The organism is Acinetobacter sp. 1125_18A, from assembly GCF_052824985.1.
This window is the reverse complement of the sequence record NZ_VTDG01000001.1, coordinates 144,550-159,542: the sequence shown is the minus strand read 5'-3', so window position 1 is coordinate 159,542 and position 14,993 is coordinate 144,550. Positions and strand designations below refer to the sequence as shown.

General features: G+C 36.6%; 14 protein-coding genes. 6 read left to right on the top strand and 8 right to left on the bottom strand.

Going from position 1 to position 14,993, the window contains the following annotated elements; genetic code table 11:
• Positions 1-196 precede the first annotated feature (196 nt).
• Positions 197-745, bottom strand: coding sequence for a 16S rRNA (guanine(966)-N(2))-methyltransferase RsmD (rsmD, locus tag FY049_RS00800; protein ID WP_056518213.1), 549 nt, complete (start codon positions 743-745; stop codon positions 197-199).
• Positions 746-749: 4 nt separating this feature from the next.
• Complete coding sequence (gene mrdA, locus FY049_RS00795) at positions 750-2,819, bottom strand: penicillin-binding protein 2 (RefSeq protein ID WP_056518124.1); 2,070 nt, start codon at positions 2,817-2,819, stop codon at positions 750-752.
• A 347-nt stretch (positions 2,820-3,166) separates the two neighbouring features.
• Between mrdA and FY049_RS00790 the strand changes: the two genes are divergently transcribed.
• The 5 genes from FY049_RS00790 to FY049_RS00770 all read left to right on the top strand — a co-directional run bounded on the left by FY049_RS00790 (position 3,167) and on the right by FY049_RS00770 (position 6,652).
• Positions 3,167-3,706: a hypothetical protein gene (locus FY049_RS00790; protein WP_004717263.1), complete on the top strand. Its 540-nt coding sequence runs from the start codon at positions 3,167-3,169 to the stop codon at positions 3,704-3,706.
• 61 nt (positions 3,707-3,767) lie between these two features.
• Positions 3,768-5,084: a hypothetical protein gene (locus FY049_RS00785; protein ID WP_004717262.1), complete on the top strand. Its 1,317-nt coding sequence runs from the start codon at positions 3,768-3,770 to the stop codon at positions 5,082-5,084.
• Between the two features lie 83 nt (positions 5,085-5,167).
• On the top strand, positions 5,168-5,821 hold the full coding sequence (gene adk, locus FY049_RS00780; RefSeq protein WP_004717260.1) for an adenylate kinase: 654 nt from the start codon (positions 5,168-5,170) through the stop codon (positions 5,819-5,821).
• 89 nt (positions 5,822-5,910) lie between these two features.
• Positions 5,911-6,126, top strand: coding sequence for a hypothetical protein (locus FY049_RS00775; protein ID WP_004823188.1), 216 nt, complete (start codon positions 5,911-5,913; stop codon positions 6,124-6,126).
• A 175-nt stretch (positions 6,127-6,301) separates the two neighbouring features.
• Positions 6,302-6,652, top strand: a complete 351-nt coding sequence (locus tag FY049_RS00770) for an SH3 domain-containing protein (protein WP_166782043.1) — start codon at positions 6,302-6,304, stop codon at positions 6,650-6,652.
• A gap of 118 nt (positions 6,653-6,770) precedes the next feature.
• Here the strand turns inward: FY049_RS00770 and nth are convergent, their stop codons facing one another.
• Both nth and FY049_RS00760 read right to left on the bottom strand, forming a co-directional pair.
• Positions 6,771-7,448 carry an endonuclease III gene (gene nth, locus FY049_RS00765; RefSeq protein ID WP_034612511.1) on the bottom strand — a complete coding sequence of 226 codons (678 nt, stop codon included), beginning with the start codon at positions 7,446-7,448 and terminating at the stop codon, positions 6,771-6,773.
• Positions 7,445-8,248 carry an RnfABCDGE type electron transport complex subunit B gene (locus FY049_RS00760; protein ID WP_056518128.1) on the bottom strand — a complete coding sequence of 268 codons (804 nt, stop codon included), beginning with the start codon at positions 8,246-8,248 and terminating at the stop codon, positions 7,445-7,447. The genes nth and FY049_RS00760 overlap by 4 nt, the downstream gene beginning before the upstream one ends.
• Positions 8,249-8,593: 345 nt before the next feature.
• On the opposite strand from FY049_RS00760, the gene gdhA reads away from it, so the two are divergent.
• The gene (gdhA, locus tag FY049_RS00755) at positions 8,594-9,937 is read left to right on the top strand and encodes an NADP-specific glutamate dehydrogenase (protein WP_004823182.1); all 1,344 of its coding nucleotides are present in this window, start codon (positions 8,594-8,596) and stop codon (positions 9,935-9,937) included.
• 838 nt (positions 9,938-10,775) lie between these two features.
• On the opposite strand, the gene FY049_RS00750 is transcribed toward gdhA, so the two are convergent.
• The 4 genes from FY049_RS00750 to FY049_RS00735 all read right to left on the bottom strand — a co-directional run bounded on the left by FY049_RS00750 (position 10,776) and on the right by FY049_RS00735 (position 14,830).
• A complete protein-coding gene (locus tag FY049_RS00750; RefSeq protein ID WP_446082963.1) occupies positions 10,776-11,051 on the bottom strand; it encodes a hypothetical protein in 276 nt (91 codons plus the stop codon).
• Between the two features lie 16 nt (positions 11,052-11,067).
• Positions 11,068-13,197 (bottom strand): STAND family AAA ATPase, encoded by a 2,130-nt coding sequence (locus tag FY049_RS00745; protein ID WP_446082962.1) that lies wholly within the window; start codon positions 13,195-13,197, stop codon positions 11,068-11,070.
• Positions 13,198-13,226: 29 nt separating this feature from the next.
• Positions 13,227-13,715 carry a toll/interleukin-1 receptor domain-containing protein gene (locus tag FY049_RS00740; RefSeq protein ID WP_446082961.1) on the bottom strand — a complete coding sequence of 163 codons (489 nt, stop codon included), beginning with the start codon at positions 13,713-13,715 and terminating at the stop codon, positions 13,227-13,229.
• 695 nt (positions 13,716-14,410) lie between these two features.
• Positions 14,411-14,830, bottom strand: coding sequence for a DUF4377 domain-containing protein (locus tag FY049_RS00735; protein ID WP_446082960.1), 420 nt, complete (start codon positions 14,828-14,830; stop codon positions 14,411-14,413).
• Between the last annotated feature and the right edge of the window lie 163 nt (positions 14,831-14,993).

Here is a 14,993-nt window from a genome sequence, read left to right as displayed (position 1 = left end):
AAAAATGGGCAATGCATGCCCATTTTTTTCTATCTTGTTGTTTGAAAATATATGAATGAAGTAACTCATATATTTTTTTAAAAACTAATTTATATCTTTGTAGGGTGGCACTGCCGCATTTTACATTGAAAGTTTAAATATATTTGTGTAGGCAATAGCGTATTTTTTGTAGGGCATGCCACACGAGAACAATACCCTATATTATTTTTTTAAATAAACCTGCTTGTACTACACCAGCTTTGGTTTGTTTCTGTAATTGCCATGTTGAGGGTAAATTCAGTTGATTTAAGCCACGATCTGCTTCTACATAAATCAATGCTTGATCAGATAAGTATTGATCAGCTTTTTGAGCCAATTCATCCCATAAATTTAAACTATAGGGTGGATCTAAAAACATTAAATCAAACTGTTCATTTAAATTGGATAAGGCGTGTTGTGCTGTTTGAATTTTCAGCTGACAGTTTTCAGCTTTAAGCAACTGAATATTGTCTTTTAAAAATTTAGCTTGCGTGGCATTGGGTTCAATCATGATCACGTGCCTTGCACCACGTGAAAGTGCTTCAAATCCTAAAGCACCTGAACCAGCACAAAGATCTAAGACTTTGGCATTTTGAATATCCCACATCAGCCAGTTAAACAATGTTTCACGCACTCGATCAGGGGTAGGACGTAAACCATCGATATCAGCAAAAGGAAGAACTCGACGTTTCCATTCTCCACCAATAATACGTAATTGGTTTTTCACTTTATTATTCACTGATATCAGCCTCAGGTACAGGTGGGGGAGTGGGTTGTGTCGAAGTCGTACTATGACCTTGAGTTGGTATACGGTTTTGGGTAGCCGTATTGGTCTGCGTATTTGGCTTCGGTTTAGGCAAGGCATTTGGATCTGCTGCAAGAGAAACATCACCACTTGGCAGTTCACCCGGTTTGATGCCAGCTGTCATTAAGCCACCACTGACTTGATGGTTAAGCGGTACAATTGGATTCTTTTTGCGAGTCAGCAACCAGTAATCAAACACAGGACGAGCAATCTTGGCAGCAGAACCACCATGCTTACCATTTTCCCAAATCACCGCAATGGCAATTTCAGGGTTTTCAGCAGGTGCAAAACCAACAAATAAACCGTGGTCTAATTGTCTTGATGTCAGTGCGGCTTCGTTATAGCGCTTGCCTTGGGCAATACTCTTGACCTGTGCTGTACCTGTTTTACCTGCGATTTGGTACATTGGTGTACGGATACCACGACCTGTACCTGTTTGAATAACATCAACCATTGCATCACGCATTTTAATCCAGTCTTCATCTGTACCACTGAAGTTGATTTTTCCTGTCGGGGCATTGAGTACTTCATGCTTTTTCGCCCCTTTGGATTCACGTAATACGTGTGGTGTGACATGTGCACCATGGTTGGCGGTAATTGCTGTTGCCATCGCCAGTTGTAATGGAGTCGCGGTAAACGCACCTTGACCAATACTGACAGAAATGGTTTCACCCTTGAGCCATTTGCTTTTTCGGGTACGCATTTTCCATTCAGGACTTGGATATAAACCTGTACTTTCGCTTGGTAAATCTACCCCTGTCTTTTCACCGAAACCAAATTGGCGCATCCATTCATTCATGCGGTCTATACCCATCTGGTAAGACAAGATATAGAAGTAAGTATCACAAGAAACCACAATGGACTTATGTAAGTTGACTGAGCCATGTCCAGTCTTTTTCCAGTCACGGAATTTATGTGAATCGCCAGGTAAATGGAAATAGCCAGGATCGGAAATTGTAGTTCCCCAATCTACCGTTTTAAAGTGAATACCACCTAAGCCTTCCATCGGTTTAATGGTAGAGCCGGGAGGATAGGTTCCTTGGACAGCACGGTTATAGAGCGGTTGATCTAGGTTGTCACGCAAGGCTGTATAATCTGCGTGTCCAATACCTGTTACAAATAAGTTCGGGTTAAAACTTGGGCTTGAAACCAGTGCTAATATTTCACCAGTTCGTGGATCAATTGCGACGATTGCACCACGACGATCTTTAAGCTGTTCTGCTGCAATGGTTTGCAGACCATAATCGAGTGAAAGATATAAGTCATTGCCTCGGGTAGACTCTTTACGGCCTAAATGACGTAAGACATTACCATGTGCATCGGCTTCAATCGATTCATAACCAGGAACACCATGCAGTAAATCTTCATAGGATTTCTCTACACCAATTTTCCCAATCAGGTTGGTTCCTGCATAACTATCTTTATCAATTGCTTTGAGCTCTTTATCGTTAATACGACCCACATAGCCAATAACATGGGCAAATAGCTCACCATGTGGATAATAGCGGGTCATTTGTGTTTCGATATCAACACCTGGAAATTGAAACTTGATTTCACTAAAGCGTGCAATATCTTGTTCTGTTAGGTTTAGCTTTAAGGTGACTCGTTCTGTTTTTTTAGAGGCTTTAATACGGCTATTAAAACGGTCAATATCTTCTTGATTCAGATTTAAAATTGGAATTAAACGCTTAACCGTATCATCTATATCTTCGACATCGGCTTTGCTTAGGGTTGCAGTAAAAACAGGGTAGTTATCTGCCAGTAAAATCCCATTACGATCGTAAATATAACCGCGTGCTGGTGCGATGGGTTGTAGTCGAATACGGTTTTTATCTGATGCTTCACTAAACTCTTGATGATGAAAAATCTGCAGATAAGCATAGCGTGCAACCAGAAGGCACATAAAAAATGAAACAATACCAATCGCAAAAAAGACACGACTACGAAAGATGCGTTTTTCTTGTTGGACATTTTTTAGAGGAAACTGCTGCTTCATACGTCGTCGGCTTTAGTACTTAAAGATGGGTGAATTTAGGGGTCAAACATTTTACCCTAGATTTAGTCTTAAAAATTAAAAAACACAAATAACTCATCAAAATATATTTTAACTCAGTCTCTGCAACAAATTTGTTATGCCTTATGCAGGACCGTTGACATTTCACCTGAAAAATACGCATCGTTGTAAACATTGAGGAATTGTCAGCAGAGCCTGTATGGATTTGACCTTAGCGACATTAAATTTATAGCGTTTTGTATATGAGTGCTAAAATAATTCTGTTAAAGTCGAGCCTTAAGGATAAATAGATTCGACCTAAGTTAAGATTAGGGATAATGGAGAAAATAATGAAAAAAATCTTTCCCTTATTAATGTTAGTAGCTGTCGGAAATTTCGCGCATGCTGATGTTAAAGATTATTTGCCAGATATGAAGGGAATTTTACCAGAGGCAAAGTTTAAGCCTGAAGATGCTTCTAAATGGAATATCGGTGCGGGTGTAACGCAACAGATGGTCCATGCGAATGGTGAGTGGGTAAATCCTTATGGAATTGCGTATACTAAATTAGGTGTTTTTTATAATGGCGACCATGAGTTTGCAGGTCAAGTCGGCTATAGAATTCCTGTAGTATTAAATGGTAAAGATAAAAATGGATTCTATGTTGGGGTCTATGGCGGAACACTTAAAAGTAAAAAAGTGGACGGAAGTGATGAAGTTCAATATGGTGGTGGTGCCGATTTATCTTATGTTTTATTGAATAAAGAGCGTATAAGTACATTTAGTGTGGGGATGGGTGCAGGTAGTGAGCTTCATAATAAAAATGGAGATATGGTCCTGGAAACTCGTCCACAAATACAATTTGCTTATACCTTAAGTGTCGGGTTCTAAAGTTTTTATGATTTTATCCATATCCTTCGACCGCAAATAGAAATAAATACGAGAGTCATGCATGTTGGAATACGTTAATGGTTTGTGGCACGCTTTTACAGCTCGACCTGATCATCTTGCCATTTTAAGTATCATCCCAGTGACGGCCTTTGTAACGTGGGCACACGTTTGGATGGCACTGAAAATGGTATTTTATCCAATCACGTTCTGGGGATTTCATATTGGTCCCTTACCCGTGGGTTGGCAAGGGATTGTGCCACGCAAAGCTGGGCGAATTTCAGGCATCATCACAGACAATACATTATCCAAACTGGGTTCTTTGCGTGAATTTTTAGATGCAATGGATCCTGAAGATATGGCTCGGATTATCGGTGAACAAGTCGGTTTTGAGCTTGAGCATTTGATTGATGAGGTGATGTTAGATCGTAATGCTGTTTTGTGGGAAAACTTACCTTATTCGATTAAACGTCGAATTTATGGTCAAGCGCATAAACAATTGCCGGGTGTCTTAAGAGAACTCGTGACCGAGCTGACCATGAACGTCGAGTCACTGGTCAACATGCGGGATATGGTCGTTACTCAAATGGAAGGCGATCGCCGTTTGATGGTTCGTATGTTTTTAAAAGTTGGGCAAAAAGAAATTAACTTTATTTGGCATATTAGTGCTGTAATCGGGAGTTTCTTTGGTATTTTCCAAATGTTTGTTTATGTCTTTGTACCACAACATTGGACGGTACCTTTCTTTGCAGCCGTTTGGGGCTTTTTAACCAACTGGATTGCAATCTGGATGGTTTTCAATCCAGTAGAGCCACATTACGTACGCTATCCACAATTTTTTGAACGTACAAAAGATCGAAAATTTCCATGGATTAAACCTGTTATTCCAAGAATTGGCACTTATAATGTTCAGGGTGCGTTTATGAAACGCCAAGAAGAAGTGTCAGATGTTTTTGCAAGTGTCGTGACTGAAGATTTGATTACGTTAAAATCAATCATGACTGAAATGATGTATGGTCCTAAGAAAGAAAAAACCCGTCGTATTGTAAAGCGTCATATTAACGAAATTATGGAAACTCCATTGGTTCGGACCTCTTTACAATTGTCTTTAGGACTAAAAGAGTATGCAAAACTCAAGACAGACTTGATTGATCGGTCAATTGAAATTACGATGGTGCCTGTTTGCGACCCTGCGTTTAATGCGAGCCGTGCACAGAAAATTTTTCAGATGTTTAAAGAGCGGATTAGAGAGTTAACCCCAAAAGAGTTTCAAAACCTGTTACGTCCTGCATTTCAGGAAGACGAATGGATTTTGATTGTACTTGGTGGTGTGACTGGATTTTTTGCTGGTCTAATACATTTATTTGTGGCTTTCTTATAAATTTGATGCCATTACGATGATAAGTTTTAATTTGTCATGGCAAACGGTATCATACATATTGTTTTAAATGAGGATGTTTTTTTATGCGCATTATATTACTCGGACCACCTGGAGCAGGTAAAGGTACACAAGCTCAGTTGATCTGTAAGCGCTACAATGTCCCACAAATTTCAACCGGTGATATGCTCCGTGCTGCAATTCGTGAAGGTACTGAATTAGGTCTTAAAGCTAAAAGTGTAATGGAATCAGGTGGTTTAGTATCTGATGAGCTTATTATCGGTTTAGTGAAAGAACGTATTGCACAACCTGATTGTGTAAATGGTTGTATTTTCGATGGTTTCCCACGTACGATTCCTCAAGCTGAGGCTTTAGAGAACGAAGGGATTAGCATTGACCATGTAATCGAAATTGAAGTACCAGACGAAGAAATCGTAAAACGTCTTTCTGGTCGTCGTCAGCACCCAGCATCTGGTCGTGTTTATCACACGATTTATAACCCACCGAAAGTGGAAGGTAAAGATGATGAAACTGGCGAAGATCTTGTGCAACGTCCAGATGACGAAGAAGCAACGATTCGTAAGCGTTTAGGCTCTTATCATAATGAAACTGAACAGCTTGTTGGTTTCTATCAAGGACGTGCAGCTTCTGGGGAAAATGCACCGACTTATAATAAATTGAACGGTTTACGTCCAATAGAAGATGTTCAAAAAGATTTATTTGCGATTTTAGATAAATAAGACCGCATTCAAAGCATTTTTTTAAGCTTTGACAATAACAGAGACCTGATTCATATTAGGTCTCTTTTTTTGCAAGAGTGGCGTAGAGAGTGAAGTTTGTATTAATTGCCTTGGTCATTTTGAGTATATTGCTTCTTTTAGGCTTATTGTATATGAGCTTTAAATTGTTACGCAAAGCTCAAAAAGAAGAGCTTCAGCAACGCCGTGAAATGAGAAAATCAGGCAATTACCAAGTGCATCCACAGGTGGCTGAAGAGTGGAAACGACTTGAAAAGTTAAAGAAAGATTTGGAAAATAAAAAGTAAAATAATCAGGGAGATTAATGCTGAGGATAAATTAATCCTTATCTATCATCGAGCTTCATTATGCCAAATTGATGAATTTGTATGATTGAGATGTGTAAGCAATTAATTCTAAGGGTTTTGTTTATCCATCTACATGCTAAATTCACAGCATTCATATTATAAGAAGACTGTCCAAATGAAATTGATTGCCATAGCAGCACATCGTAGCGAATATTTAGAGCCTATTTATTTTTCAAAGGGGACTTTGCTAAACATAGGCGAAAAGTATCAAGGCTCGGAGAATTGGGACAATTGGTATTTCTGCACAGTCGACAGTGGATTAGAGGGGTGGGTTCCTACTCAAATCATTGAATGGATCAATAAGCATCAAGGCTATGCAATCGCAGATTACACAGCGAAAGAACTCAATGTAGATCATGGCGATCTATTGGTTGGAGAAGAACAACTAAATGGCTGGATTTGGTGTAGCAGATTATCTGATGAGCAGTCTGGTTGGGTGCCCTTAGAGGTGTTAAGTCAGATTTGATTGAGGGCTATTTTAAGATTCTATCTATTTCTTTAGTAAATAACTTCCTCAGAAAAATGACAAAGCATAATCTTGATTAAATGATGACTATGTTTTGTCAAAATCTCTCATTTATTCGCTACTTTGTTTTGACTTCGCGTGCAGCACCAAACTCATATTTATCAGGCCAATTACAAACATCTGACACAATACATTCATTGCATTTGGGTTTGCGTGCAATACAGCAGTAGCGGCCATGTAAAATTAACCAATGATGCGAGTCTATAATAAATTCTTTTGGAATCACTTTAATTAAACGATGTTCGACCTCAAGGACGTTTTTCCCTACTGCCAGTCCAGTGCGATTGCCAAGACGGAAGATATGCGTATCTACAGCCATTGTGGGCTGACCAAAGGCGGTATTCAGCACAACATTGGCAGTTTTGCGACCTACACCGGGTAAAGCTTCTAAATCAGCACGATTGTCTGGAACTTGGCTATTGTGCTTCTCAATCAGAATCTTACAAGCTTTAATCACATTTTCAGCTTTGGCATTATATAAACCAATGGTTTTAATATATTGCTTTAAACCATCTACACCCAATGCATAAATCTGTTCGGGGGTATTGGCGACAGGGAATAACTTATCAGTGGCTTTGTTGACACTTACATCTGTGGCTTGAGCCGATAAGGTAACGGCGACAAGCAACTCAAATGGGTTTGAGTAATTGAGTTCTGTTTTAGGATTTGGGCGTTGCTCACGTAATCGTTCAAAGAAAATCTGAATCTGCTTTTTGGTCATATTCTTTACAGTCATGATGCATCCTCTTGCAAAACAGATAACTGTTGAATCAATTCATTTAATTGATGTTGCTTATTTTCATCTGCTCGAACACTCAATTGTTTCTCTAGTTTTTTAATTTGAGTCCGCAGCTTAGCCAATTCAATGGTGGTTTTCGCATCTGTAACAATTGGATTTTTTATTGTGGGCTGATTGATTTCAATTGTAGGTAAAGCCTGACTCTGTTGTGTTATCTGCGCAAAGAGTTCAGTGTCGATTTCTGCACGAACCACAGGACCTTTACGATGCATGCGTTGTTTTTCTTCACGTTGAATATGTGCATAGTAACGACCACGTAAGTCATTTTGTTCTAAAAGACGTTGTTGTTCATTTGGAATAGGCTGAATGTCTTCAACTAAATCAATGCAATCTACTGGACAGGGAGCAATGCATAGTTCACACCCAGTGCATAGATCTGTAAGTACGGTATGCATCAGTTTACCAGAACCAATAATGGCATCTACAGGGCAAGCACTGATGCATTTGGTACAACCAATACATTCATCTTCACGAATAATGGCTTTCATGCGTTGTGGACGGCCATCGCTTTGAGTTGGCCAGACACTTGGTTCAGCAACGAGCTTATTGCGATTGAGTATATCAGCAAGCGCATCTGCAACAGGCTGCCCACCTGGCACACATTTATTGGCTTCTTCGCCTTTTTCTACAATAGATTTTGCATAAGGTAGACACCCATCACGGTGACCACAGAGTCCACATTGTGTTTGTGGCAAAATGGCATCTATTTGCTGAATGAAGGAAAGCGATGAATTCATGTGAATAAAACTTTAAAGAAAAATGAACAAATGCTTGGTAAAAGCGAAGAATATTTTGCAATTTTAGCATGTTTTGTAGTGAAAATCTTTGCTCTAATTTGGCGCTAAAAATGCGCTAATTTAGATCAAAATATCGAATATTTTTTGGTTAAAAACGCCAACAAATTGACATTTTATTTGGGATTGATTAGAAATTATCATATTGAATTTAAATATTATTTGAAAAAACATTTGAAAAAAGGTTGTGGATTATATACAAAAGGGATTAAATACTTTGCGCCAAAATTTATCATTTTATTAAAAGGGTTGACCTTTTTTGTATCATTTTCTGCTGAGGAATGAGCGTTGAAATATAATAGCCTGAATGACTTTTTAAATTACGTTAAAGCACGTGATCCAAATCAACCAGAGTTTTTACAAGCTGTGGAAGAAGTTATGACCAGTTTGTGGCCATTTATTGAGAAAAACCCAGAGTATGCTGAGCACGGTTTGCTTGAACGTCTTGTTGAGCCAGAACGAGCGATTCAATTCCGTGTTTCATGGGTAGATGACAAGGGTCAAACTCAAGTTAACCGTGCTTTTCGTGTTCAATATAATTCTGCTATTGGTCCATTTAAAGGCGGCATGCGGTTTCACCCATCTGTAAATCTCTCTATTTTAAAATTTTTAGGTTTTGAGCAGACGTTTAAAAATGCCTTGACCACACTGCCTATGGGCGGTGGTAAAGGTGGTTCTGATTTCGATCCGAAAGGCAAATCAGACGGCGAGATCATGCGTTTTTGCCAAGCATTAATCATCGAACTTTACCGTCACCTTGGTTCTAATACTGATATTCCAGCAGGGGATATTGGTGTGGGTGGTCGTGAAGTAGGTTACATGGCGGGTATGATGAAAAAGCTCAGTAATGACACTTCATGTGTATTTACGGGTAAAGGGTCATCATTCGGTGGTTCTTTGGCTCGCCCAGAAGCAACAGGTTTTGGTACAGTTTATTTTGCTGAAGAAATGCTAAAAACTCGTGGTGAAAGCTTTAAAGATAAAATTGTGGTGATTTCAGGTTCGGGCAATGTAGCGCAGTTTGCTGCAGAAAAAGCCATGTACTTAGGTGCGAAAGTGGTTTCATTGTCAGACTCAAATGGTACGGTACATGTAAAAAATGGCTTTACCAATGAGCTTCTTGCTGAAGTAATGGAACTTAAAAACGTAAAACGTGGACGTATTTCTGAATTTGCTTCAAAACACGGTTTTGAATATTTAGAAGGTCAACGCCCTTGGTCAATTCAGTGTGATATTGCATTGCCATGTGCAACTCAAAATGAATTAAATGAAGAAGATGCAGATGTACTGCTTGCCAATGGTGTAATCTGTGTTGCTGAAGGTGCTAATATGCCTTCAACACTAGAAGCTGTAGAAAAATTTGTAGAAGCAAAAATTCTTTATGCACCTGGTAAGGCGTCTAATGCAGGTGGTGTTGCCACTTCTGGTCTTGAAATGTCACAAAATTCGATTCGTTTGGGTTGGACATTTGAAGAAGTGGATGAGCGCCTACATGCAATTATGAAAGAAATTCATCGTAACTGTGTGAAATACGGTACTCAAGCTGATGGCACAGTGAACTATGTAAATGGTGCAAATATTGCTGGTTTTGTCAAAGTTGCCGATGCGATGTTAGCGCAAGGCGTGTTCTAATCTCAGTTTGATTTTGAACTTAAAACCGATGGATCACCTTATATCTAGTTAACGGTATATAAACATAAGTTAATCTATATTTTTATATTATTTTATAACTAGTTATGTTTTCATAGTTTTTATGTGAGTATAAAAACAGTATGTAAAAAATGGCTGGCATATTGCCAGCCATTTTTTATATTTCAGCTAATATTTTTTGCACAGCAGATACAAACCATGGTTTAAATAATGATCTGCCATTCTCATCTTTGATGGAGCCAAGCTTAGAAATTACCTAACCTTGACTTAGAAAAATATAGAAATATTGCCAATACGATGTCAAATAAATTGGAGCTAACAATTGTTCAGCCCAGCTTAAGTAAATCAGTTATTACCGATGAGGTATCAAAGTTATTGACATATACTGAATCGTACATAAAGAAAACGACAAGAGCTGACCTAAAAGTTTGGTGTTCGATATAAGTCTTGTTTCAATCTAATAATTGAAATGAACTAAATGCTTTATCAATTTGAACGATAGATTTAATAATATGAAAAATGGAATCACTTTTTTTATGAATTATTTGATCATCTTTTACTCTATTTTTTGTATTTTATGACTAGTAGGAAATAAAAAATAAATCTTTGAAAATAAAGATTTATTAATTTAATCATAATGTTGGTTACATTTTTCACTAAGGCTAATCCGTTACCCCGAAGATAACAACTATATTGTTCAGATACAGAGCTACCAAAGATCATACATTTAAGCCATTCATAAAAATTTATCTTCACCTCCAGATTACTCAGTAATACTATGTAAAGAACAGATATCTTAGACATCTGTTCTTATTACCTTTTACAGGGTGGTGGTCAAAGTGAGGTTTTGGGCATTACATTGCACCTTGACCCGTTCCATTTGTTCATCTGAATACTGTTCTAATCGTTCAGAACATTTGTCAATAAAACGCTCGATTGATGATGCATTACGAACCGAAAATGGTCCGCCTACATTACCGCCACGGATTGCATAAACCACTTTTTTTTCAGTATTGAAGCCTAAAACAATTCGCTCTTGATTATTCGGGGTTCTAAATAACCATCCTCGTTGTACATCTTTTGCTTGAATTGACATGTCTTGTCCTTATAAATTATTCGGGCATAGGTAATAATGTATGCGTATTGGATTTAATTTGATTAGCTACAGGAATTTCAAGAAAATCCTGAATCCATTGTTTATCTTGGAAGTCTAAATTATGTAGATATGCATGATTTGCCACAATAGATTTAAGTAGTGACATAACAAGAATATTATTAGAGTGTTCCTTTTTAATCAATTTAATTGATGGCTTTGGTAATTTGTGGCTAACAAGTAACTGCGAGTACAAATTAATTAAAAGATAAGCTGCTGATGGTTTTTTATCGCCATCAGTTACGCACATAGAACTACTAATATGTATTAGCTTACTATGGGCAGTAGACTGTGAAATTAGCTGAATCATATAAAAACAAATACCAAAAATAAAATTGTTAATCATTTCTTTGGTTAATTCTTTAGCTTCACCTTCTGTAATATCTTCATTATTTTCCAGTACGACATTAAGTAAAAGTTCCTCTAAATCATCTTCTTTCTCATTAAAAATGCTTAGATAGAAATTCAATACCTTTAAACCAGTATCATAAGAAGAACTAAGGATATGCTGTAAACCTTGAATTTGAATGGAGGAATGACGGTTCTTAGCTATCTGACCTAATACATCAATGCTTCTCAAAGCAGATGTGGCTTGTTGAATAAGCTCAAATTCCTGAGAGGTATCAAGCGTTCTTTCATTAATATCATTCGTGTTTAATGAGTATTCAATAGGGGAGAACTCACCAAGTTCTTCCTCCATTTTATCCTTGCGTTCCAATAAATCTGCGCGCTGTTCTTCTGGGCTTTTATCATTGTCCAGAGCTATTTTTAAGAGCCGATCTCCAATAATTTGCTTATATCCCAAAGTGGCATTTAAGGACATATCAAATGTCGTCACATGTGATAATAGCTTTGTCGCATGTTGCAAAATTTCATCCAGTAAATCAGTACCACGTAAATGATGTACTAGAAAAATTAAAATATTGGCATTCTGTTCGTTGTGGATATTTTCACAGAGATAAGTTATATCAGCCTGTAATGTTTTAGAATTATCCGATAAGTGTTTTGCACATGAAAAGTAATACAGATACTTCTGAGAAAACTTCAAAGAATCTTTATCTGGTGTAACTAAAATCCCAGATTTTATTAATACATCTTTCAAGTTACTAGGCGGAACATATAATTTACTATATTCAGCTAAAACCTCAGAGAATTCTTCATCAGATATACTATCAATCTTCAATTTATAGAAGTAGTAAGCTAAATAGGAAAGGAAGTTTAAAACACCGTCTAATTCTTGCATTCCTACTTTTGCTTTACTGAGCATTGCTGTTATCAAGACGTGATAACATTGACCATAAGATGTTAGAGAATAGTTTCCATTTGTATGTGACAGGTTCTCTAAGGTCTGCATAATACTAAGAATATAAATTGGCCGTGAATCCATAATATTCTTTTTCATTATGGAGTCGAACTGACGTGAAAAAATATCAATACGATTATATGCCTCATCACTGATTAAATTTTCATCATTTTCAGATTCTAAAAGGACCCATTTCTTAATTAGTTCATATCGTTTTTTATATCCAAATGGCTGAATTTCAACCTCATAGAAGCCATGTTTTAAATATTTATTCTGCTCATGGATGATTGATTTTTTATCAATAAAAAGTACGACTTGTTTGAAATCTTCCGACAATATTTTAAGTAGATTGTCTAAGTATTGAGGCTTTAATTTTTGCTTCTCGAAATCATCAATAAAAATAGTGTACTGACTAAAGTCAGATATTGGATTCAAATTATATTTATCAGTACACTTTTTAACCAGGTCAATAATATTAGTGTTGTTAATATCTGTACCATTCAGAATGATTACTTTTTCATTAGCATTAATCGAATCCTGTGCTAATTTTTTGAAAAGGGATGTCTTTCCTGTTTCTTCTGTACCACGGAAATAAACTAGCTTGAACTTATCTAGGACTTCTTGTGGTGTCCAAGCAGGTTTCTGGATGGTAGAAATATCATTAATTATTCGTATATCAGGATATACGAATAATTCTTCTAGTGTAATAAAGTCTTTCTTGGCATGGGTGATATGTATGCCTAAATTGTTCAGATAATTAGATAACTGGTTATTATCAGGAACCATCAGTTCATGGCTAACATTGTCACTAATTATTACTTTTTTTTTTCGTCCATAGCATTACTTCGTATGTGGTAAATGACATCCATCAATTCATCAGTAATATCAGAGAATACCTCGTCCCGATCATCCCAGTCTTTTAAAGGCTTACCATCTTTAGGTTGACATAAAACCTGTCCAAAAAAAGTATACTTCCATGGACATTTTCTTAGGATAATAGGGAAAATATTAGCTGTCCCAATTTTTCTCTTTTCCAGTGCATCTTGCAGCTCTTTATTGATACAGTAGTCTGAATTCAAATATTCTGGGCTAACCATACAAATCATGAGGTTCATTTCAGTAAGAGCCTCTTCAATAGTGGGTCTTAAGTCTTGACCTGTCTTTATATGTTTATCAACCCACAATTTAGCATTGCTTAAATTGTTAATAGCAGGCTTGATAAACATTAATAAATCATCTAAAAATTTTTGATCTTCATCGTTTGTATGGCAGTAGCTAACAAAAATATTGATTTCTTGACTCACTTAATCCCTCGTTAACATCTTTATATAAGTGTTTATTTTCACACAATATACATCATTACTAATTTATTTTTCAAGTTAAAGATAGCTCGTTCCCTACTGAATGACAATTTAATTTTTTTCTTTTTTTTCTAAAAATATTAACTGCTTAATTTAAATTCCTATCAACTAGTTTAATATATACTCACTATGGATTTTATAAATTGGTTGACTGTAAAAAGATAACTATTTGAATGGCTTTGTTGCACAAATATTTAAGAATACAAAGCCCCTAAGCGATCCAAATTCAGATGACAGCTTGGGTATGATCAGTGAATTTATTAAGTACTAATTTACGGAAGAAAAGTAGATACTAATCGCAACAAAAACTATTAGCTTAGTTTCAGCAAGAAATGCCTCTGCTAAGCACATCATCTCGACATAAAGCAATGATAGCTAGTCCTAATAAGACTCCAGAGTAACTAATCAGTTTTTATAAAAGAGCATTATTGTTAGGCTCTTTTTTAAGGAAATTTCAATTGTCATTTTTAGCTATCATATATAACTTCAACTAAAAATAAACAAGTTTAATATCCTATGGTTGATATCAAATAGAATCCCTAGAGAGTCTATTTGATATGTTTTATATATTTTCAAACACTAGTAATAACTTTTGCATCGGTTTTTTTATCTGAGCAATTAGAAAAACAGTGATAAGGTTATTTGCTCGGAATTGTTTCAACAATTGAGTCGAGTTCATATTGGTATTGAGACTGATCAGCTGCAGGATTGGCAATTTCTGTGCGTTTGACCTTAATAATTTGAGTAGACTTTGAATTATGGGTAAAGCCATCAATAGAGTCATAAAAATAACTCGCTTCTTTCTCGCTATAATTTTTTTGACCAGTTTCGCTCAATGTTAATTCACGAACTAAAAGACAGGTTTGTGGTGCAACACCAGTACAAGGTCGAGTTTCAGGACTGACCTCTAAAAAAATAATTTGTGGTTGAGTTGCTGTATTTGAAACTTGGGTTTCTATAGGCGTTGGTGTTGTAGGAACTTTTTGAGTTGTAGATTCTTGGCTACATGCCATGACGAGCAACGGTAAGATTAATGCAACGCTTAATTTGTGATTCATGATTTTACCTTTATCGATCTTGCTGTATTAAAAATGAGCTTTGCTGCAATCACTATGGATTGCTTAAGTTTGTATTATTGAGTGTTTATATTCACTGTTTTTTTTAATTATTATGCAGTGTTGAATGTTCTGCATCGATTAAAATTGAGGCGCAAACCTTAAA